Origin of the sequence: Frankia sp. AiPa1, from assembly GCF_023243075.1 — a bacterium.
Classification (GTDB): domain Bacteria; phylum Actinomycetota; class Actinomycetes; order Frankiales; family Frankiaceae; genus Frankia.
Window position 1 is genome coordinate 58,465 of record NZ_JALKFZ020000003.1, and the last position, 20,441, is coordinate 78,905.

11 protein-coding genes, 2 tRNA genes and 1 riboswitch are annotated in these 20,441 nt (G+C 70.1%); of the genes, 7 read left to right on the forward strand and 6 right to left on the reverse strand.

All coding sequences use genetic code 11. The features are described 5' to 3' along the window. Nucleotides 1-51: 51 nt before the first annotated feature. Both metH and MXD95_RS02530 read right to left on the reverse strand, forming a co-directional pair. A complete protein-coding gene (gene metH, locus MXD95_RS02525) occupies nt 52-3,813 on the reverse strand; it encodes a methionine synthase (protein ID WP_250638865.1) in 3,762 nt (1,253 codons plus the stop codon). A gap of 14 nt (nt 3,814-3,827) precedes the next feature. Beyond that, a riboswitch (S-adenosyl-L-homocysteine riboswitch) is annotated at nt 3,828-3,903 on the reverse strand. Nucleotides 3,904-4,332: 429 nt separating this feature from the next. Continuing rightward, entirely contained in the window at nt 4,333-5,058 is a 726-nt protein-coding gene (locus MXD95_RS02530) for a histidine phosphatase family protein (RefSeq protein ID WP_250638866.1), read from the reverse strand. A gap of 613 nt (nt 5,059-5,671) precedes the next feature. Between MXD95_RS02530 and MXD95_RS02535 the strand changes: the two genes are divergently transcribed. The 7 genes from MXD95_RS02535 to MXD95_RS02565 all read left to right on the forward strand — a co-directional run bounded on the left by MXD95_RS02535 (nt 5,672) and on the right by MXD95_RS02565 (nt 12,410). Next, nucleotides 5,672-5,746, forward strand: a tRNA-Asp gene (locus MXD95_RS02535). A gap of 51 nt (nt 5,747-5,797) precedes the next feature. After that, a tRNA-Phe gene (locus MXD95_RS02540) sits at nt 5,798-5,871 on the forward strand. 424 nt (nt 5,872-6,295) lie between these two features. After that, complete coding sequence (gene tnpC / locus MXD95_RS02545) at nt 6,296-7,684, forward strand: IS66 family transposase (protein ID WP_250638867.1); 1,389 nt, start codon at nt 6,296-6,298, stop codon at nt 7,682-7,684. A gap of 248 nt (nt 7,685-7,932) precedes the next feature. Further along, entirely contained in the window at nt 7,933-8,124 is a 192-nt protein-coding gene (locus tag MXD95_RS02550) for a transposase domain-containing protein (RefSeq protein ID WP_250638868.1), read from the forward strand. Nucleotides 8,125-8,645: 521 nt separating this feature from the next. Then, complete coding sequence (locus MXD95_RS02555) at nt 8,646-9,770, forward strand: serine hydrolase domain-containing protein (RefSeq protein WP_250638869.1); 1,125 nt, start codon at nt 8,646-8,648, stop codon at nt 9,768-9,770. Between the two features lie 294 nt (nt 9,771-10,064). Next, nucleotides 10,065-11,027 carry a 2-oxoglutarate and iron-dependent oxygenase domain-containing protein gene (locus MXD95_RS02560; protein WP_251077682.1) on the forward strand — a complete coding sequence of 321 codons (963 nt, stop codon included), beginning with the start codon at nt 10,065-10,067 and terminating at the stop codon, nt 11,025-11,027. 24 nt (nt 11,028-11,051) lie between these two features. Beyond that, nucleotides 11,052-12,410: a diaminopimelate decarboxylase family protein gene (locus MXD95_RS02565; RefSeq protein ID WP_250638871.1), complete on the forward strand. Its 1,359-nt coding sequence runs from the start codon at nt 11,052-11,054 to the stop codon at nt 12,408-12,410. Here MXD95_RS02565 and MXD95_RS02570 read toward each other — a convergent pair. The 4 genes from MXD95_RS02570 to MXD95_RS02585 are packed head-to-tail and all read right to left on the reverse strand — an operon-like array spanning nt 12,338 to nt 20,413. After that, a complete protein-coding gene (locus tag MXD95_RS02570; RefSeq protein ID WP_250638872.1) occupies nt 12,338-14,125 on the reverse strand; it encodes an NAD(P)/FAD-dependent oxidoreductase in 1,788 nt (595 codons plus the stop codon). The genes MXD95_RS02565 and MXD95_RS02570 overlap by 73 nt on opposite strands. A 17-nt stretch (nt 14,126-14,142) precedes the next feature. Continuing rightward, the gene (locus MXD95_RS02575; protein WP_250638873.1) at nt 14,143-18,060 is read right to left on the reverse strand and encodes a non-ribosomal peptide synthetase; all 3,918 of its coding nucleotides are present in this window, start codon (nt 18,058-18,060) and stop codon (nt 14,143-14,145) included. Further along, nucleotides 18,057-19,688: an MBL fold metallo-hydrolase gene (locus MXD95_RS02580; protein ID WP_250638874.1), complete on the reverse strand. Its 1,632-nt coding sequence runs from the start codon at nt 19,686-19,688 to the stop codon at nt 18,057-18,059. The genes MXD95_RS02575 and MXD95_RS02580 overlap by 4 nt, the downstream gene beginning before the upstream one ends. Before the next feature lie 8 nt (nt 19,689-19,696). Continuing rightward, the gene (locus MXD95_RS02585) at nt 19,697-20,413 is read right to left on the reverse strand and encodes a hypothetical protein (RefSeq protein WP_250638875.1); all 717 of its coding nucleotides are present in this window, start codon (nt 20,411-20,413) and stop codon (nt 19,697-19,699) included. Between the last annotated feature and the right edge of the window lie 28 nt (nt 20,414-20,441).

Genomic DNA, 20,441 nt, shown 5'->3' on the forward strand with positions numbered 1-20,441 from the left:
TCAATCGGGCTGGCTGGGCGCTGGTCGTGGCCGCGGCGGGGTCGGCCGCGCTCAGTCGGGGTCGTAGGCGAGGTTCGGGCGCAGCCAGCGCTCGACCTCCGCCACCTCGAGGCCGCGGCGGCCGGCGTAGTCCTCGACCTGGTCGCGGCCGATCCGCCCGACGGTGAAGTACGTCGACGCCGGATGGGCGAAGATCAGGCCACTGACGGCGGACGCCGGGGTCATCGCGTACGACTCGGTGAGGGCGAGGCCGGCGGCACGGGCGTCGAGCAGGTCGAAGAGCTCCTGCTTCTCGCTGTGGTCGGGGCTTGCCGGGTAGCCGAACGCCGGGCGGATCCCGCGGAACCGTTCGGCGTGCAGATCCGCGAGGCTCGGCTCGGCGTCGGGCTCGAACCACTCGCGGCGGGCGACGAGGTGGACATGCTCGGCGAAGGCCTCGGCGAGCCGGTCCGCGAGCGCCTTGACCATGATGGAGCGGTAGTCGTCCTGCCGGGCCTCGAACTCGGCGGAGAGAACATCGGCGCCGTGGATGCCCACCGCGAACGCGCCAAGGTGATCGCCGGCCGGGGCGGCGGTGCCACCAGTGCCACCAGGGGCGATGTAGTCGGCGAGGCTGCGGTTGGGCCGTCCGGCGGGCTTCTGCGTCTGCTGGCGCAGCATCGGGAACCGCACCTGGCCGCCGTCGGTCTCGAGGATGATGTCGTCGCCGTCGGAGAAGGCCGGCCAGAAGCCGTACACGCCCTTGGCGGTGAGGCTGCCGTCCTTGACGATCTGGTCCAGCAGCGCGTTCGCCTCGTCGTAGAGCTCGCGTGCGACCGGCTGGTCGAGGATCGCCGGAAACTTGCCCTTGAGCTCCCAGGCCAGGAAGAAGAACTGCCAGTCGATCATGTCACGCAGGGTGGCGAGCTCCGGGCTGACCGCCCGCAACCCGGTGAACGGCGGGACCGGCAGGCCGGGGAAGTCGACCTGCTCCCGATTGGCGCGCGCCTGGTCCAGACTGAGCAGCGGCTGCGCGCGCCGGTTCTCGTGCTGCTCACGCAGCCGCGCCTGCTCGTCCCGGTTGGACACGTCGAGCGCCGCGGCCCGCTTCGGGTCCAGGAGATCCGACACGACGCCGACGACCCGCGAGGCGTCGAGGACATGCACGGTGGTCGCCTCGTACGCGGGAGCGATGCGTACCGCGGTGTGCTGCCGCGAGGTGGTCGCGCCGCCGATGAGCAGTGGCAGCCGCAGGCCACGGCGCTGCATCTCGGCGGCGACGGCGACCATCTCGTCCAGGGACGGGGTGATCAGCCCGGACAGGCCGATCGCGTCCGCGCCCTCGGCGACCGCGGTGTCCAGGATGACCTTGGCCGGCACCATCACGCCGAGGTCGATCACGTCGTAGTTGTTGCAGCCGAGCACCACGCCGACGATGTTCTTGCCGATGTCGTGGACGTCGCCCTTGACGGTGGCCATCACGATCGTCCCGTTGCCCCGCCGCTCGGGTGCCGCCGCCACGACCGGGCCCGCCGCGGTGCCGGTGCCGGACGTACCGCCGGCCGCCGCTGCCTCGGCGGCGAGCTGGGCCTTCTCGGCCTCCATGTACGGTTCCAGGTAGGCGACGGAGCGCTTCATCACCCGGGCGCTCTTGACGACCTGCGGGAGGAACATCTTCCCCGCGCCGAACAGGTCGCCGACAATCTTCATGCCGTCCATCAGCGGGCCCTCGATGACGTCGAGGGGCCGGGCGGCGACGGCGCGGGCCTCCTCGGTGTCGGCCTCGATGAAGTCGACGATGCCCTGGACCAGCGCGTGCGACAGGCGGGCCGCGACCGGTGCGTCCCGCCAGGACAGGTCGACGACCCGCTGGGTGCCCTTCCCGCTGACCGTCTCGGCGAAGGAGACGAGCCGGTCGGTGGCGTCCTCACGCCGGTTGAACAGCACGTCCTCGACGAGCTCGAGCAGCCCGGCGGGGATGTTCTCGTAGACCGCGAGCTGCCCGGCGTTGACGATGCCCATGTCGAGCCCGGCGCGCACCGCGTGGAGCAGGAAGGCCGAGTGCATCGCCTCGCGGACGATGTCGTTGCCGCGGAACGAGAACGACAGGTTCGAGATGCCGCCGGAGATCCGGACGCCGGGGCACCGCTTCTTGATCAGCGGCAGGGCGTTGATGAACTCCTTGGCGTAGTCGTTGTGCTCAGCGATGCCGGTGGCCACGGCCAGCACGTTCGGGTCGAAGATGATGTCCTCGGCCGGGAATCCGGCCTGCTGGGTGAGCAGGTCGTAGGCGCGGCCGCAGATGGCGACCTTGCGCTCGGCCGTGTCGGCCTGGCCCTTCTCGTCGAAGGCCATGACGACGACGCCGGCCCCGAAGTCGCGGATGCGCCGGGCGTGCCCGAGGAAGACGTCCTCGCCTTCCTTGAGGCTGATCGAGTTGACCACGCCCTTGCCCTGCACGCAGCGCAACCCCGCCTCCAGCACGCTCCAGCGCGAGCTGTCGACCATGATGGGCAGCCGGGCCACCTCGGGCTCGGTGGCCAGCAGGTTCAGGAACGTCGTCATCGCGTGCTCGCTGTCGAGCAGGTCGGCGTCCATGTTCACGTCGAGCAGGTTCGCCCCGCCGCGCACCTGTTCGAGCGCGACGTCGATGGCCGCCTGGTAGTCGTCGCCCTCGATGAGCCGGCGGAACCGGGCCGAGCCGGTGACGTTCGTCCGCTCGCCGATCATGACGAACCCGGTGTCCGCGCCGATCTCGAACGTCTCCAGGCCGCTGAACCGGGTGTGTGGTTCGGGGTTCGGCACGCGGCGGGGTGCCGTCCCGTGAACGGCCGCCGCGATCTTGGCGATGTGCGCGGGCGACGTCCCGCAGCAGCCGCCGACGATGTTGACCATGCCCTCGGCGGCGAACTCACCGATGAGCCGGCCCGCCTCCTCGGGAGTCTGGTCGTAGCCGCCGAAGGCGTTGGGTAGCCCCGCATTCGGATGGCAGGCGGTGAACGTGTTGGCGATGCGCGCGAGTGCCTCGACGTGCGGGCGCATCTCCTCGGCGCCCAGCGAGCAGTTCACCCCCACGACCAGCGGGTTCGCATGGGCGATGGAGCTCCAGAACGCCTCGACCGTCTGCCCCGACAGCGTCCGCCCCGACAGGTCGACGATCGTCACCGAGATCCACAACGGCAGCTGCGGCGCGACCTCGCGGGCCGCGGCGATCGCGGCCTTGGCGTTCAGCGTGTCAAAGATCGTCTCGATGAGCAGCAGGTCGACGCCGCCCTCGGCCAGCGCGCTGATCTGCTCCGCGTACGACGCCTTGACCTGGTCGAACGTCACCGCCCGGTACGCCGGGTCCTCCACCCGCGGCGAGAGCGACAACGTGACGTTCAGCGGCCCGATCGACCCGGCGACGAACCGCCGCCCGTCCGTCTCGCCCGCGTCCCGCGCGGCCTGCGCCGCCTCGTCCGCCGCCTGCCGGGCAAGGCGCGCCCCCGCCAGGTTCATCTCCCGGACCAGGGACTCCAACCCGTAGTCAGCCTGGCCGATGGTGGTCGCGGTGAACGTGTTCGTCGTGGTGATGTCGGCGCCGGCGGCGAGATACTGCCGGTGGACGTCGAGAATGACGTCCGGCCTGGTCAGATTCAGTAGGTCCGGGTCGCCGGTGACGTCCTTGGGATGGTCGCGCAGCCGCTCGAGCTGGTAGTCGGCCGGCGTGAGGCCGGCGTTCTGCAACATCGTGCCCCACGCACCGTCAAGCACGACCACCCGCTGGGCCAGCAGTTCCCGCAGCGCGACCGCACTGCTGCTCTCCCACGCAGGCTGGACGGTGGAAACGGCCATGCGACACCTCCCGGTTGTGGGAGGCGCCCTTTCGGAGTGATTCGGGTCGAGCGTGGCGGACCTGGGCCCGTTGCAGCGCCTCTCGACCTGAGCGTAACGATACCGTGCCTCGCTGATCATCTCGGCCTGGCTCGTGCCGCCGACCCCGCCTCACCGCCGTGGCCTACGTCGCATCGCCGCCGCCGCCGACCCATCCGACCACCAACGGATCCCATACCCAAAAGTAACTGTCCGCGACCGCCCTTGTCGGGCTCAAGATCCAAACAGGTCCTTGTGGGGGCGTTCGTGTCCGATTTGCCCCCCACGACGACCTGTGTAGGCGGATCTTGCCCCACAGTCCACTGCGGGGCGTGACGGCCATGGGATTCGGGAGGGGGAGGGCGGGGGCGGGAGGGGGAGGGGGAGGGGGAGGGGATCTTGCGAGGGCGGGCGCGGGGGTGGGGGCAGGCTGTTGTGGGGGATGGCCGTCCGGCTGTGGGGGGATGGTCGTCCGGCGCTGTGGGGCCGGGGGACGGGGGGTCAGGTCGGCTGGTCGGCGCGGACGCCGGACAGGTGGGTGACGGTGTTGAACTCGGCGAGGATGAGCCGTCCGTCGCGGCCCGTGAAGCGGGTGATGCCGGCGTTGCGGATGCCCCCCGTGGCGCTGATGTGCGCCAGATCGTCGAAGGACAGACCCTCGATGATCTGGCGCAGCACGACGACCACCGCGTCGTGGGCGACGATGAGGACACGGCGTCCGGCATGACTGTCATGCAGATCCGCGAGCAGGGAGCCCAGCCGGGCCGCGATGTCAGGGAAGTTCTCGCCGCCGCCGGGCGCGCGGAACAACCAGGTGCCCTCGGCACGCCACCGCTCGGCCTGGGCCGGGAACCTGGCGTCGATCGCGAGCCGGGTCAGCATCTCGAAGTCGCCCATCAGCCGATCGACCAGCCGATCGTCGATCTTCGGCGTGGGCAGCAGCAGCCCGCCGCGCTCCGCGGCGTCGGCGGCGATCTCATAGGTGCGCCGCGCTCGAAGGTACGGCGAGCAGACGACGACGTCGGGCGGACGGATGGCCGGAGGCTGCGCGGCGAGCGCCCGCCCAAGGGCCGCCGCCTGCGCCCGGCCGAGTGCGGTGAGCGGCACGTCGGCATCACGGGTGGTGATGCCCGACTCGACCCGCCCTGCCGCGCGCGCCGCCGGAAAGGCGACGTTCGCCAGGCTCTGCCCATGCCGCACCGCGGTGAGCTCCGTGATCAGGACCATCACTCCCGTTGCATCCCCGTGCCGACCTGGTGCGGCGGCAACCGTCCCGGAGCCGTTGTGTCGTCGGCCCCGACGGAAGTCCGTCTGCCGTCGACCGGCCCGGCGACCGCCCTGTCCGGAGCTTCGGCGACCGTGACAGGAGAATGCCACGGGCGGCGACGTAACGCGGCCAAACCTCGACGGAACGGCATCGATGGGCCTGGTGGGCCTGCACGGCGCGCCCGCCGACTCGACTCGACTCGACCCGTTCGGCGAAGCGGGTGCGGCCTGCCGGGCGAGATGGCGAGATACAGCGCGGTCCGCCTGGCACCGCGGCTCGTCCCACCTGGTGGCACTGCTTCCACCCGGTGAGGTTCCCTCCGGTGAGGCTCGCGCCGGTGACACGGCGGGGCCTGCCCTGTGGCGCGGTTCGTGGCCGTGGCCGCCCCGACCCATGGTCCCGTGTCCTGGCGGCGGGAAGCATGCGTTCGGACACGGTGAGCGTTGGGTAAGATTCGCGTGTTGGTGTCCACCCCGCCCGTCCCAGCGTCGTGTAGCATGACTTCCAGATCCTCAGCGGGGTGCCTAGATCGGCCCTGTTCGGTGGTCATATGTGAATAATGCGATTATGCATGGTCCCGTGGTGAAGTCTGGAGTTCACGCCGCCCTGTCAAGGCGGAGGTCGCGGGTTCGAATCCCGTCGGGACCGCGTTCGTATGGTCGGATCAGAGCATCCGGCCCTACAGTTCGCAGTATGCCGGGGCAGGTAGCTCAGTCGGTACGAGCGTCCGCCTGAAAAGCGGAAGGTCGGCGGTTCGACCCCGCCCCTGCCCACAGGATCTGGCACAACCCGAACCATGTCCTGGTCGGGAATGCGGAACGTCGGCGTGATGTCCGGCCTTGATCTTACACGGATCTTTTCGATCAGCGTGTGTAGGACTGCCCTGCGCAGGGGCTTGCCGCCGTCTTTCGCTGGAGCTCCCGCCAGCAAGGTCATGATGAGATCCTGGGTGTCGCCGATCTTCGCGAGTGGCGCGGGATCGGGCGGTTCCTCCACCATCTCAATTTTGATCTTGTCGTCTTCGTCCTGGACTTGGCCGAGCGTAGGTGTTCGGTGAACCCGTGGAACGTGGCGAGGGCGGGTGAACGGACTGGTGTCGGTGGAGGGTCGTTCCGTCCGCGGGTTGGCGAGATGTTGGTGGCGACACGCCGGGTTGGTGCGTGATGTGCGCGCTGGTGGTGGTGTGTGCTCGGCGGCGTGCCCACCGCCTCTGTTGTCGTCGACGCCGACGTGGCGTACTGGCGTGCCCGTGCCGAGGCTGCCGAGGCTCGTGCCGAGGAGCTGCGGGCGCGGGTCGGGGAGCTGGGTGAGCAGGTCGCGGTGCTTAGCCGGATGCTGTTCGGTCGTTCCTCGGAGAAGAGCGGCTCGTCGTCGGGTGCGGACGAGGGACCGGAAGCGCGGGCGGGGTCCGGCGGACAGCCTGGGAAGCGTGGCCAGCGGCCGGGGAGCCGGGGGCACGGGCGGCGGGACTACTCGCGCCTGGACACCCGTGAGGAGGTCCACGACGTGGCCGCCGGTGAGCGGGTGTGCGCCGGGTGTGGGGCGGTGTTCGAGCCGTGGGGGAGCGAGGACAGCGAGCAGGTCGACTGGCGGGTGACGGTCACCCGAATTGTGCACCGGCGCCGCCGGTACCGGCGGCGGTGCGGTTGTGCGGGGCCGCGGACGGTGACCGCCCCGGTGCCGGTGAGGCCGGTCGCGAAGGGCCGGTTCACCGCCGGGTTCCTGGCCCGGCTGCTGTATAAGAAGTACGTCCTGGGCCTGCCGTTGCACCGGATCGTCCGGTCGCTGGCCGCGGAGGGGCTCGACGTGGCCGAGGGCACCCTGTCCGGGGCGTTGAAGGACGTGCACGCGCTGCTCGCCCCGCTGGAGACGGCGGTCGCGGAACGGAACGCCGCCGCGTTCCATGTGCACGCCGATGAGACCGGCTGGCGGGTGTTTGAACGGGTCGAGGGCAAGGACGGGACCCGCTGGTGGCTGTGGGTGTTCGGTGCCGCCGACACGGTGGTGTTCAGGATGGACCCGACCCGTTCGGCGGCGGTCGTGGAGAAGCACTTCGGGATCGACCGCGAGGCGGCCGCCCTGCCCGGGGGCCGCCGGCTGGTGCTGTCCTCGGACTTCTTCACCGTGTACCAGTCGCTGGCCCGCGTCGACGGGGTCGACTCGCTGTGGTGCTGGGCGCACGTCCGCCGCTATTTCGTGCGCGCCGGGGACGCCCACGCCCAGTTGCGGTACTGGCGCGACGGGTGGGTGGAACGGATCGCCCTGCTGTACGTGGCCCACCGGGACCTGGCCGCCGCCGAACCCGGCACCGACGCCCACCGGCAAGCCGGTGAGGCGTTCGAGGCGGCGCTGACCGACATGGACACCGCCCGCCGTGAGCAGGCGGGCGTCCACAGCCTGCACCCGGCGGCGAAGAAGGTGCTGGCCACCCTGGACCGGGAATGGGAAGGACTCGCCCGCCACCGCGACTTCCCCGACCTTCCCCTCGACAACAACCGGCGGAAAGGGCGTTGCGGAACCCGGTGGTCGGCCGGAAGAACTACTACGGCGCGCAGGCCGAATGGGCCGCCTGAGTTTCCCCTCTGAGCGTGGAGAACATCACGGACAGAGGATGAGGCGATTGTCATGGAATCGCGTCGTAGGTTCGATCGGGAGTTCAAGGAAGGCGCCGTCCGTATCGTTCTCGAGACAGAGAAGCCCCAGGTCGGAACCTGGCCCATCAGACGCGCGGCGCCGGGTACACCCACCCACAGCCACCAGACCAGGACCCGGCCCTGCCCCAGCCGATCACCTCCACGGTTCCAGGGGAAGCTCGCGCCCACCTGGCCGCCAGGGTGTGGACCCTCACCGCGACCGCCGAACGCAACGGCCACGAACCCCTCGCTTACCTGACCGCCTACCTGGGCGCCTGCGCCGCCGCCGGAGGCAGACCACCCGACGGCAAAGCACTGGAACAGTTCTTCGTCTGGCTACGCGACCCCGGGGACGCTCCAGGCAGCCCCGACGCCGACGGGCCCGCGCCCTAAACCCGCCCGACCGCCGACACGCACCCGACCGGCAACACCGGCCGGGTCTTCGGCGCGTCCTCCCACGGGATCACCGAACATTTACCCTGCGGGAGTTCGACACTGACGGAGGACGGTTATCAGATCTGCGCTTCGTGGGCAAAGGAGCGGCGCCGACCAGCAGCCAGCCCGCTCGGCCAGGTTCCGGAAGTCGTCTCGAAACGGCTCGGCAGCGATGTCGGTGACGATGACTGGTTCGCGCCGGTGCGCGGCGGTGCCGCAGTGGCCGATGCCTTTGATGGTGGCGGTCCCGTCGATGGCCTGGTTGCAGAGGCAGCGGGGAGCAGCGGCACTCAATCAACGGCCAAGTATCCGCTTTGTGATCACGGTGGCGCGCGGTCACCGCGTGTCTGCCGGAACAGGCCATCCGTACCTGATCACACCGGGACCATGCGGTCCGCAGAGATCGGGCGCTGGCGGCTGACAGCCCCGAGTCGGTCTGCGGTCGGCCGCAGGGCTGTCACTGTGGAAAACCGCAGGTCGTGGTCGCTGCGGTCTGGGTCCTCACGCGAGCGGCGAACAGCGGCGACGACGCGGCGGCCGCGTCGCCGCCGGCCCCGCCGCCCCGCTACGGGCAGGCCGATCTTCAGCGGGATCTGGACGCGATCCGCGACGCCGGGGCGGCCGGCGTCATCGCTCAGGTCACCGGCACGAAGCGGCTGCGCGGGAGCAGCGGCGTCAGCGACCGGGAGACGAAGGCCCCGATCGACGTGAACAGCTACTTCCGGATGGGGAGCAACACCAAGACCTTCGCCTCGGTGGTCGTGCTGCAACTCGTGCGGGAGAACCAGTTGCGGCTGACCGACACCGTCGAGCGGTGGCTGCCCGGCGTCGTCACCGGGAACGGCAACGACGGCCGGGCGATCACCGTCGCGCAGCTGCTCCAGCACACCAGCGGCCTGCACGACTACACCGAGGACCTGATCGGCGGGGTCGACTCGCCGGAGGCCTACCACCAGTTGCTGACCACGACGTTCACCCCGCAGCGGCTGGTCACACTGGCGCTGGGGTCGCCGCCGTACTTCGCGCCCGGCGCGGGCTGGCACTACTCGAACACCAACTACGCCCTGCTCGGCATGGTCATCCAGAAGGTCACCGGGCGCACCTGGGACGCCGAGGTCTCCCGGCGCGTGCTCACCCCGCTGCGGCTCACCCACACCGCGAACCCGGGGACCGCGACCGTCCTGCCGAACCCGCATCCCACCGGGTACGAGACCATCGACGGGACGACCATCGCGCACACCGAGCAGAACATGACCTGGACGGACGCCGCCGGCGCGCTCTACACCACCCTCGACGACCTCTCCCGGTACTGGACGGCGCTCGGCCGCGGGCAGCTGCTCACTCCGGCGCTGACCAGGCAGATGCGCCAGACTGTGCCGGCGCCAGCCGGCTACCGCTACGGCCTCGGCCTCGGGTGGCGCTCGCTGAGCTGCGGCGGCGGCGCCTGGACCCACGACGGCGACGTGCCCGGCTTCCACACGGTGGGCGCGGTCACCAGTGACGGTGGGCGCTCGGCCGTGATCTCCGTCAACGACAACGGCAACGACGCCACCCGCCAGGCGGCGTGGAGCCTGGTAGACCACGTCCTGTGCCGGGGCGCCTGAGCGTCACCGCCGCCGATCGGATCGCAGCCGGACGAGGTTCTGCCGGTAGGCGCGCACCTGAGGGTCCCGCGGTGGGCGTCCGAGGTCACGAGCGGCTCTGTCCGCTGGTCGGCGTCATCGTGGGCGCGATCACCCACACGACTACTTGGTTTGCGCAAGGAGGCCATCTACAAGGCATGGCATCCGATTTACCGGTCGATCGCCCGACTTCCATGACATCATCGTCTCGGTCGACCGCACAGCTCGGCGGCCGGCCCTTGCTGGGGTTCCGGAGTACGACCCGGGCGCTCGATCATGGATGCCCACGGCCACGGAGGTGCTCTCAGATTGGCGAGCAATCAACTTCTGACGACGATACCTGTCGTCGAGTGGTCGGTGACAGCCGGCGGTCCGGCCGACGACGAGAAGTGGCGACTGAGCCGAGCGATCCATGCCGCCTGCGAGCAGAGCGGGTTCTTCTTCCTGCGAAACCACGGCATCCCACCGAGCCTTCTGGAAGCGGTGTACGCGGAGGCGCGTCGATTCTATTCGCAACCACTCGACGACAAGCGACGATTCAGTTGTAGCGCCGACACCGAGTATCTCGGGTATCGCGAGGTGGGGGCCGAGAGGAGCCTCACGCATTCAGGGCGCGAGGCGTGTGAACAGTATCGAATCGGCTACGTCGCCGATCCGCCGGCGGGGGGTTGGGCCGGTCTCTACCATCGACCTTTCGGTGCGGCGACTCGACTGCTCGAACGATTGGCGACGATCGGCAACGAAATCCTTTCGTTGAGCGCGCTGGCTCTGAATCTGCCGGCCACGGTCTTCGACCTGCTCATGGAGAAGCCGGTGCATCGTTTGGGCCTCAACCACTATCCCGTCGGTGCCGGCAGCGCCCTGGGGAACCGGGTGCACTACTCGATGACGTCGCACGTCGATCACGCCTTCTTCACGATCTTGACGCAGAACGCGCCGGGTCTCGAGGTCCTGGGGTCCGACGGCCGGTGGATCGACGTCCCCGTTCGCCCTCATGAGCCGCTCGTGTTCCTCGGTGACTACCTCGAGAGATGGACGAACGGCGGGTACCGGGCGACCTATCACCGGGTGCGTGACGTCTCGACGGACCGAATATCGCTCCAGTTCAAGCACCGACCCTCCTACGGCGCGATCATCGAGCCGTCCCAGTTCGTAGACGACGAGCACCCATCGCGATATGAGCCGTTCGACACGGGGCGTCAGTACGCCGAACTGTTGCGGTCCCTGCTCGGCGTGTAGCGGCCGAGAACTGGCGTTCACACCATGCCTATGTCGGCCTCGTTCGCCCAGCGTCTCCTGCCTCACGCTCATTCGATCGCGCAGGAGTTCGGGACGCCGTTCCACATGTACGACGAGCTCGGGATCCTCGAGAGCGGCCACGAGTTCAACGCGGCATTCTCGGGCCTCGACGGCTTCCGCGAGTTCTACGCCGTCAAGGCGCTCCCCAACCTCCGCATCCTGGAGATCCTCCGAAACGAACTCGGGTTCGGCTTCGACTGCAGCTCGACGGCGGAGCTCGCGATGGCCCGACAACTCGGTGCATCGGGGGAGGACATCATGTTCACCTCCAACAACACGTCCGCCGACGAGTACGAGCAGTCCCTCGATCACGGTGGGTGCATCCTCAACCTCGACGATCTGACCTTCGTCCGCAAGCTCCCGCGCATGCCGGAGCTGATCTGTTTCCGCTACAACCCGGGAACGTCTAACTTCGGGAATTCGATCATCGGGGCGCCCAGATCGGCGAAGTTCGGACTGCGGCACGATCAGGTGATCGCCGCGTACACCGAGGCACGCGCCCGGGGTGCGCGGCGTTTCGGACTGCACGCGATGGTCGTATCGAACGAACGTCGTCACCGCCGGATGGCAGCCATCCTCCAGATGTTGCTCGAGGTCTGCGGCGAGGTCACGGCAGCCACCGGCATCCGGTTCGAGTTCGTCAACGTGGGCGGCGGCATCGCGATCGCCTACCGCCCCGGCGAGCGACCGTTCAAACTGCGGGCGTTCGCCGATCTGGCGGTCCAGCTCCTGGACGCGTTCGAGCGCGAGCACGGATACCGGCCGAAGATGTACATGGAGTGCGGCCGACTCATCACCGGGCCGCACGGGGTCTTGGTCACGCGTGTTCTGAACGTGATGTCGAAGTACCGCTCCTACGTCGGCGTCGATGCCTCGATGTCCGACCTGATGCGCCCGGGGATGTACCGGTCGACGTACAACCACATCACGGTCGTCGATCGCGCCGGCCAGGAGTTGCGCGGGCCTCTCGGCGCCGTCGATGTCGTCGGCTCGCTCTGCGAGAACCGGGACAAGTTCGCGACAGACATTCTGCTGCCACCGGTGCGGGAGAACGACTACGTCGTGATCCACGACACCGGGGCCCACGGGCATTCGATGGGATTCCAGTACAACGGCCGGCTGCGACCTCAGGAGCTCTTGCTCCGGCGCGACGGCAGCGTCGAGCTCATCCGCCGGTCTGAAACTGTGGACGACTATCTCAGGACCCAGCTCGACTTCGAGTCCCGACGGTTCACTCCGGCGGGCGGGTCTCAGAGGTCGAGGTCGATCGTCGCCGCGCCGACGGCGTCCACGGCGTCGGGCTCGAACAGCCGCTCGAGCTGACCGAGCACACCGGACACGTCCCGCGGTGGTGTCGTCGGCGCGAACAGCCCGTCGTGGGCCCATAGTTCGGGGTCGAGCCCGATCGCCCAGGCGTTCAGCCATGGCGCCGCGTCCAACGTCCGCCGCCGCGCCGGCATGGTGTCGTCGACAGCGATGAGGAAGATCGCCAGAGCGACCTCCTCGACGACCGCCATCGTGATCCGGTGGTCGGCGACGAGCTCGTCGATCGTCTTGCCGGCCATGAGGTTGCGCTCGTAGGCCTCCTGGAGGAACGGGATGCTGGCGTAGTCGACGAACGCGAAGCGGCGTCCTCGTCGAGCGCGGCCCTCCCACTGCTTGAACAGACGCTTGACCCGCAGGGCGAGCGGGTAGAGGTTCGTGGTCTCCGCGCGCACCGCCGCGGACTTGGCGGCATCGAGGTAGATCCCGTTGTAGATCTGCGGCGTGGCCGTCGTCCAGGCCAGCAGCGTGTCCCAGATGAACGAGACCGTCATGATCAGCGGCTCGCCGAAGTACGAGTAGGAGCTGTGGATGTTGTACTCGACCCAGTCGTTCTGGGCGAGGACGAACGAGTTCAGTTCGGCGGCCCGCGTCTCGTCGAACGCGCCGGCTGCGTCCTCCCCGAGCAGCGTGACCACCGCCGTGTTCTCGAAGGCGATCATGTTGGAGCCCGGCGAGTAGAAGGGATCGGCGAACGCGGCGGCTTCGCCGACGCACGCCCACCGGTCGGCGGAGATCGCCAGGCTCGACGTGTAGCTGAAGTCACGCGCGACGACGAAGTCCATGATCTCGTGGCGCGCCACTCCCGCGGCCACGGCGGGCTCGTGGCGCGCCAGCCAGTCGATCGCCCGCTCGAGGGTGTCCATCTCCTCGATAGCCTGCAGGGCACCCGAGGACACGATGCCGACGCTCGTGTTGCCGGACCCGAGCGGGATCAGCCATACCCAGTAGCCCGGCCCCATCAGGTGGTTCGTCGAGAAGTAGCGGACCCGACCCGGGACGCGGGCGTGCCACTCCACCTGGGTGTCGGGGACGAAGTCCTCGATGTCGAGCCGGCCCCGGACCCGGAACCATGCTGCGTTGAACATGCCGTCGGTCTCCCGCTGGAGTCCGAGTTTGCGTTGCAGGAACCGCAACCGGCCCATCGCGTCGACGACCCATCGACACCGAACGGTACGCTCGTTACCGTCGCGGTCACGGAACGCAACTCGGTGCGGTTCCGCCCCGGGGGCGAGCTCGATGTCGAGGACTCTGGCGCCGGTCGCGATCTCGACCCCGGCGGCGACGTTCATCTCGTAGAGATCGTTCTCCAGCACCCCGCGGTCGATCTGGTAGGTGGGGCACCGGCTGAACCTGCTGAGCCCGACCTCGGGCGCCTCCCACAGCGCCCGGTCGGGCGCACCGAAGAAGTAGCGCAGGCCGAGCTTGGGCAGGTGGCGCTGCGCCATGTAGTCGCGCAGCCCGAGCAGCTCGGCGAAGTAGAAGCCGGCGATGTCGACCGTGGACTCACCGACCTTGAACGCCGCCACCGGCACGGGGTACGCCTGGCTGTCGACGACGAGGACAGTGGCGCCCGGGTGGCGCAGCTTGACCTGGCGGGCGAGCGTGGCGCCCGCAAGCCCGCCGCCGCACACGGCGATGTCGTACGTGTCGTACATGTCGACCGCGTCGGCGGGATCGGCGGGATCGCCGGTCGGCCGCGGGAACAATGCCAAGGCTGGGCTCCAAATCGTCAGCGGCTGGGCGGCGACTCACCGGCGTCTCCGACGAGAGCGCGCGCGGCGAGGTCGAGCTCGAACGCGACGAGCAGGTTGCCCAGGAGGACATCGCCGCCGTCCCCCAGGCGGTGATCGACGCGCACCGCGAGGACGAGGTCGTGCGGGCGCGTCGGCTCCACCGGTTCCATCGACACGGTGAGGCAGATCGGGAAGTGCAGTCGATCGTGCACGATCCGCTCGCCACGGAACCGGAGGCGGCCGCCTCCCGCGCGGGCGTGGTGAAAGTGCACGAAGTTGAAGCACGCCGCGACGGCTTCGTCGGGGAGACGATCGGCGATCGGATAGCCGGCGCGAGCGTCGTAACGATCGAGCACGGCTTGGACGTCGCGCGCCTCGGGCAACCCGCGGTCGCGGGCCGCGCACCGCACGGGCAGGACGTTCCAGAAAAGGCCGGTGGCACTGAGCGGGTCGGCCAGGCGCTCCGAGCGGCCGTTGCTGATCACACCGACCGCGAACGTGTCGAGGTGGGCGCTGCGGTGCAGCGCCGCCACGAACGCGCTCAGGCACAGTGCCTTGGGGGACACGGCGAGGGAACGGCTAGCACTGCGAACCCGGGCGGTGAGATCGACGTCGATGATGCGCTCGGCCGGTGCGCCGCGTTGCATCGGCCCCGGCCACGGGCGCGGCAGGGCCGCGAGTGCGTCCAGCTCGGAGGTCCAGAAGCCACCCGCGTCGGGATCTTCGGCGAGCTCGCGCTCGAGTGCGACGAACTGCCGGCGGGAGTCGATCGCGGGGGGCCTGTCGTCGACCGGGAGCCCGGCGACCCGTCGCTCGTAGGCATCGAAGAGCTCGTTCTGGAGCACGATCTGGCTCCAGCCGTCGAGGACAGCGTGGTGGGCGGACAGGTAGATGTCGGCACGGGCGTCCGTGCGCCGGACGACCAGGAATCGGGCGAACGGCGTGTCGGCTCCGATCTCGAAGCCGTTCAGCACGTCGGCCGCCAGGAGCTCGTCGCTCTCGGGGTGGCCCCGCAGGTCGAGGTACCGGGGCATCGCGCCGTCGGGTGCCCGCACGACCTGGGCCAGCCGCCCGGCGCCGGTTCGCCGGATCGTCGTTCGCAATGCCGGGTGACGGTGGACGAGTGTCTGCACGGCACGGCACAGGGTGTCGATGTCGAGGGCGTCGTCCTCGACGAGCCAGCGCGAAACGCAGTGGTACGCGCCTTCGTCGCGGAGCGACTCGTAGCGGTCGACCATCACCTGCTGCATCGCCGACAGCGGATAGGCGGACTCGGCGCCTGGTGGCAGCTCCGCCAGCTCCGAGGCGCTGAGAACAGCGAGCTCGGCATCGATCCCGTCCGGCGGGCGGTCGCCGCGCTCGGCGAGCGCGGCGGCGAGCGCACGGATGGTGCGGTGCTCGATGACGTCGTGCGTGGCCACGTCCAGTCCCGCCTGGCGCGCCTGGTGGACCGCACGGATCACGCGGATCGAGTCGCCCCCGAGGAGGAAGAAGTCGTCCTCGACGCCGACCTGCTCGACCTCTAGGGCGTCGGCCCAGAACGCCGCGAGCTGCGCCTCGAGCTCGTTGGCCGGCGCGGTTGTGGCCCGCTGGCGGTTACGGGCGGCGTGGTGGAACTCGACGAGCCCGGGACGGTCGACCTTGCCGTGTTCGTTGCGGGGCAGCGTCGCCATGACGTGGATCGCTGCCGGCATCATGTAGGGAGGCAGCCGGTGGGCGAGCTCGCCGCGCAGCCGTGCCGCGAGCGCGCCGGACGCATCCTCCGTCGCGGCCTCCGGCGCGGCGACGCAGGCGACGAGCTGCGCAGCCGCCGGGTCGAACACTGCCACGGCGTCGGTCACCTCGCTGTCATCCAGCAGGACGTGCTCGATCTCGCCGGGCTCCACGCGGTAGCCACGGATCTTCACCTGGTGGTCGCGCCGCCCGACGAGGACGAGCTCACCGCGATCGTTCCACGCGCCGAGATCTCCGCTGCGATACAGCACCGGATGCGGGGAGAACGGGTTGGCGACGAACGGGTCCGCAACGGGCGCGGTGCCGCGGTAGCCGCGCGCCACCCCGCAGCCGGCGATGGCGATCTCGCCGATCGCGTTGCGGGGAAGGAGACGGAGGTCGGCGTCGACGACGTAGACCTCTTTGTTGGCGCGCGGCAGCCCGATCGGCACGGTCGCCGACGGGCTGTCGGGATCGAAGCGATGGAGGGTCGTGTTGACGCACGCCTCGGTGGGGCCGTAGCCGTTGAAGACCGTCGCTGACCGAGCGAAGCGGGTCGCATCGCGGCGTCGGGCGGTCTCGGCCGCGGACACGACCACCCGCAACGTCGTCAGGCGGCCGGCGTCGAGCAGCGCCAGGTACGACGGTGTCATGGTCGTGACGGTGACACCCTCGGCCACCATCATGTCCTCGAGTCGTCGCGGGTCGAGCAGCGTTGCGGCGTCTGGCAGCACGAGCGCGGCGCCGGCCAGCAGGGTCATACCGATGTCGAGCAGCGATCCGTCGAACGACAGCGACATGAACTGGAGATAGCGGTCGCCCGCCGCCAGGCCCAGCTCACGGACGTGGTCGAGACAGACGTTGACGAGCCCTTCGTGGTCCAGCTCGACGGGCTTCGGCCGTCCTGCCGATCCCGACGTCGAGATGATGGCGGCGACGTCGGTGCCGCCGCGGTCGTCCAGGCCCGACGACGACGGTGCCGGCGGCAGGGTCGGGACCTGCAGGTCGACGCAGCACGCGGGCAGTTCGGGGACTTCGAGGGCGCGCCCGAGCTGGGCGGAGTGTACGAGCAGCGCGCGGGCGCCGGTGGCGTCGACGAGTGCTCGCAGCCGCGCCGTCGGCGTTGCCGGGTCGACCGGCAGGTAGACGCCACCGGCGAAGAGGGTCGCGATGAGCGCCACGACGGTGTCGGCGGTGCGCGTCACGACCGTCGCCACCGGCGTTCCGGGGAGGACCCCGAGCTCGGCTCGCAGGTGGTGGGCGAGCCGCTCGCCCCGATCGACGAGCTCGCCGTACGAGACCACCTGGCCGTCCGCCGCGACGACCGCGGGCGCGGTGGGCGTCGCCGCGCCCGCGGCGCGCAGCCGCGCGGTGAGCGAGCCACCGAGCAACGCCGGTTCGCGGGTGTCGGTGAAGGCGATGAGCTGCTCAAGCTCGTCGTCGGTGAGGACGGCGAGGTCGCCCAGGTCGCCGTTGGGCGCATCGAACTGGTGCAGGATCCCGTTGATGTGCCCGCCGGTGCGGTCGAGGAACTCGGCGGGGAACATGCCCCTGAGGTCCTCGATGTCGAGGCTGCCCGCCGCCGGGTCGATGCGGATCACGACCTCGGTGTCGGCGGTCGGTGCCGGCTCGGCGTGCAACCCGGCGGTGGTGACCAGGATCGTGGCCGTGGCCTCGACGGCGCCCTGCGCCCACAGCTGGCCAACCGGATAGCCCTGCGCGGCGTAACTGCGAGCGACCGTGTCCCGGACGTGCTCGAGCAGGTTCCGCAGGGTGCCCGGCCGCGGCACCCTGAAGACGAGCGGCACGGTGGCCGCCGACCGGTACCGGCTCGGCGCGTGCCGCAGGAGCGGCGACTCGATCCAGATCACGTCGCGGCCGGTCGTCCGGTGGAGCAGGGCGACCACCGCGGCGAGCACGACGACGAACTCGCCGAGCGGTTGGTTTCGCCCGATGCGCCCGACGATGCGACGCGAGTCGGCGTCGAGACCGAGCCGGTGACGCGAGCCGGGCACCCCGGCCGCGTCGAACACGAAGTGCTCGGACCACCGCAGCAGATCGCTCGGCGCGACCATCGCGCCGAGCCAGAATGACCGGTCGGCGTCGGCGCCCGGCGCGTGCAACGCCTCCAGGCGCGTGGGAGGGCCGCCGCCGATGCCCGCCGGCGGGTCGTCGGGCGACGGGACGCGGGGTGTGGTCACGGCCAGCGCAGCTCCTTGTGCCCGTACAGCCGCTCGGCGACGAGACCCCGGCGCCGGCACTCGGCCACGAAATGATCGGACTCCGCCGTCGCCGGCGAGGCACCGCCCCCGTCGAGACCGAGCAGATGTGCGAGCCACGGCTCGGCGCCCATCGCATAGACGTAGACCTCGTCGGCGTTGAACCGTTCGATGAGGTCGATGGCCTCGACGCTGTTCGACGCCCGGCCGCGCCGGGTCGCGTCGTGGTCGCGGTCGAGGGGGCGCGAGAAGTAGGGCCCGTACACCCAGCTCGCCGGTGCTCCGACGCACTCCATGCCCTGGAGCACGACGTCGGCGTCGCCGACGAGCGCGTGGGCGCGCGCGTACACGGGAGGGTCGACGTTCGCGGAGTCAGCGGCGACCAGGAACGACCGGCCCGCCATGCGGATGTGGTACCCCGCCCTCGTCGCGATGTCGAGGTCGTGGTGCTCCCCGACGAACGGGACGGCCGTCACCACTCCGCTGTTCAGCGGGATCTGCTCGAATGCCCGGACCTCGACCACCCGATCGAATCCGAGGTGCTCGATTGCCCGGCGCAGCGACGGGTCCACGAGATTGCCCGCGTCGTTGGCGGGTACGACGACGGTTCCCACGCGATGGCGGATCTGCAGCAGCGTCTCGGGCACCACGTGGTCGTGGTGGGCGTGGGTGATGAGCACGTAGTCGATGTGCGGGGGCAGGTCGACGTAGCCCGCGTGGGGTGGGGCACCGGGTTCGTCGTAGGCGATCACGGGGTCGACGAGGACGCTTGAGTCGCCGTCCTCGAACAGCAGGCAGGCATGGCCGAAGTAGGTGACGCGTCCGCCGCCGCGTGGGGGCGGACCGGCGGCCCGGGCGGGCGGTCCGAGCGGCGTTGGTGGGGTGTCGGTGAACAGCGCGGCGAACTGGTCGGCCGCGGGCGAGCTCGGCGCGAGACCGAGGCGGGCGGACAGCGCGGCCACATCGGTGGGCTCGGTGCGGGCTCGGAACAGCGCGTCGAGCGCGGGCGCGTGGAACGGCACGGCGACGTCGACCGCCGTGTCGTCGTCATCATCGACGACGGCGAGGCGCGGCGTGGACATGACGAACGGCCGAGTACGGCCCCGGTCCAGCCGGACGCACTGCCGTGACGTGTCCCACAGCGGACTGGCGTACATCAACTCCTCGCGGACGCGGACGTCCGGTCGGTGATGGCGGTCGTACGTCAGCTCGACCAGCCCTCGCAACGCCTCGGGGACGCACTGATACCAGGGGTCGAGGGGCTCGCCGGTGGCGCGCTCGCCGAGCATCCGGTCGAGCGCGCGCAACGTGTCGACAAGTTCGATCTGCCCGGCGGCCCGAGCCTGGGTCGCGTCGAGCAGGTCGGCGACCTCCCGCACATGGCCGCCACCGAGGTCGAGGAACGGTCCGCTCCGCGTCGCCGAGTCGGCGGCGGCCGCGGCGTGGAGTGCCGGCGACCGAACGTAGGAGGCCATCATCCGCAGGTGCCGATCGACGACGTGGAAGGCCGCGGTCGCTGGCGTCAGCAGTTGGATCCACGCGTACCAGCGATCGACTAGCGGCTCGACGACGACGTCGCCGGCGAGGTACCGCGGGTCCGGGTCGATCACCGGACCCCTCAGCCGGCCATCTCGAGGGCATCCAACGCCGTCGTGATCTCGTCGGTGCCGCCGAGCACGAAGTAGTGCTGCTGGAGCCGGAAGCTGTCGACGGGGCCGGCCAGCACGGTGTCCAGGTCGAAGCGGGGTGCCGGTGCACTGGGCGCGAGGGCTCGCGCGAGCTCGCTCGCCGACGACAGGATCGCGCCACCGATCGCCTTGCGTTGCTCGCCGTGCTGGACGAGCCCGACCTCCAGCGTCGCCCACAGCAAGCGCTGGAGTTGTTCGACGAATACCGGATCGTCGGCGCGCCGGGAACCCAGACGGCCGAACCGGTGGTACAGGTCGGCCGTCCGCGGGTTGGCGAGGTAAGGCCCGTGGCCGAACAGGTCGTGGAACAGGTCGGGCAACTCGGCGAACGCGAGTTCGTCCCGCCGCCGCATCGCGACCGTCACGGGAAAGCGCCGATCGGCGAGTAAGCCGAAGAACGTCGCACCGTCGACCATCCCGCCGGCTCCGACGAATCGCCAGTCACCGTGGACGGCCATCCCGTCGTTCACCGCGTCGAGGTCGGGCACGTGGTCGGCGGGCAGGCCCAGACGGTCGAGGCCGTCGAGGTAGTCGTCCACCGCGCTCGCCGCGACGAGCGGCGCTTGCTGGCGATGCAACAGCGACCACACGAGGTGATCGTCCGGACGGTATCGCTCGGCGGTTCGCGTCACTAGCTGTGCTGCCATCGACACTCCCTCGGCGACCGGCGGACCG

What these genes read in the sequence shown, in the direction of transcription:
- MXD95_RS02530 (WP_250638866.1), bottom strand. Translation starts at nt 5,058, where the DNA reads ATGGTCCTGATCACGGAGCTCACCGCGGTGCGGCATGGGCAGAGCCTG.
- MXD95_RS02565 (WP_250638871.1), top strand. Translation starts at nt 11,052, where the DNA reads ATGCCTATGTCGGCCTCGTTCGCCCAGCGTCTCCTGCCTCACGCTCAT.
- MXD95_RS02560 (WP_251077682.1), top strand. Translation starts at nt 10,065, where the DNA reads ATGGATGCCCACGGCCACGGAGGTGCTCTCAGATTGGCGAGCAATCAA.
- MXD95_RS02585 (WP_250638875.1), bottom strand. Translation starts at nt 20,413, where the DNA reads ATGGCAGCACAGCTAGTGACGCGAACCGCCGAGCGATACCGTCCGGAC.
- metH (WP_250638865.1), bottom strand. Translation starts at nt 3,813, where the DNA reads ATGGCCGTTTCCACCGTCCAGCCTGCGTGGGAGAGCAGCAGTGCGGTC.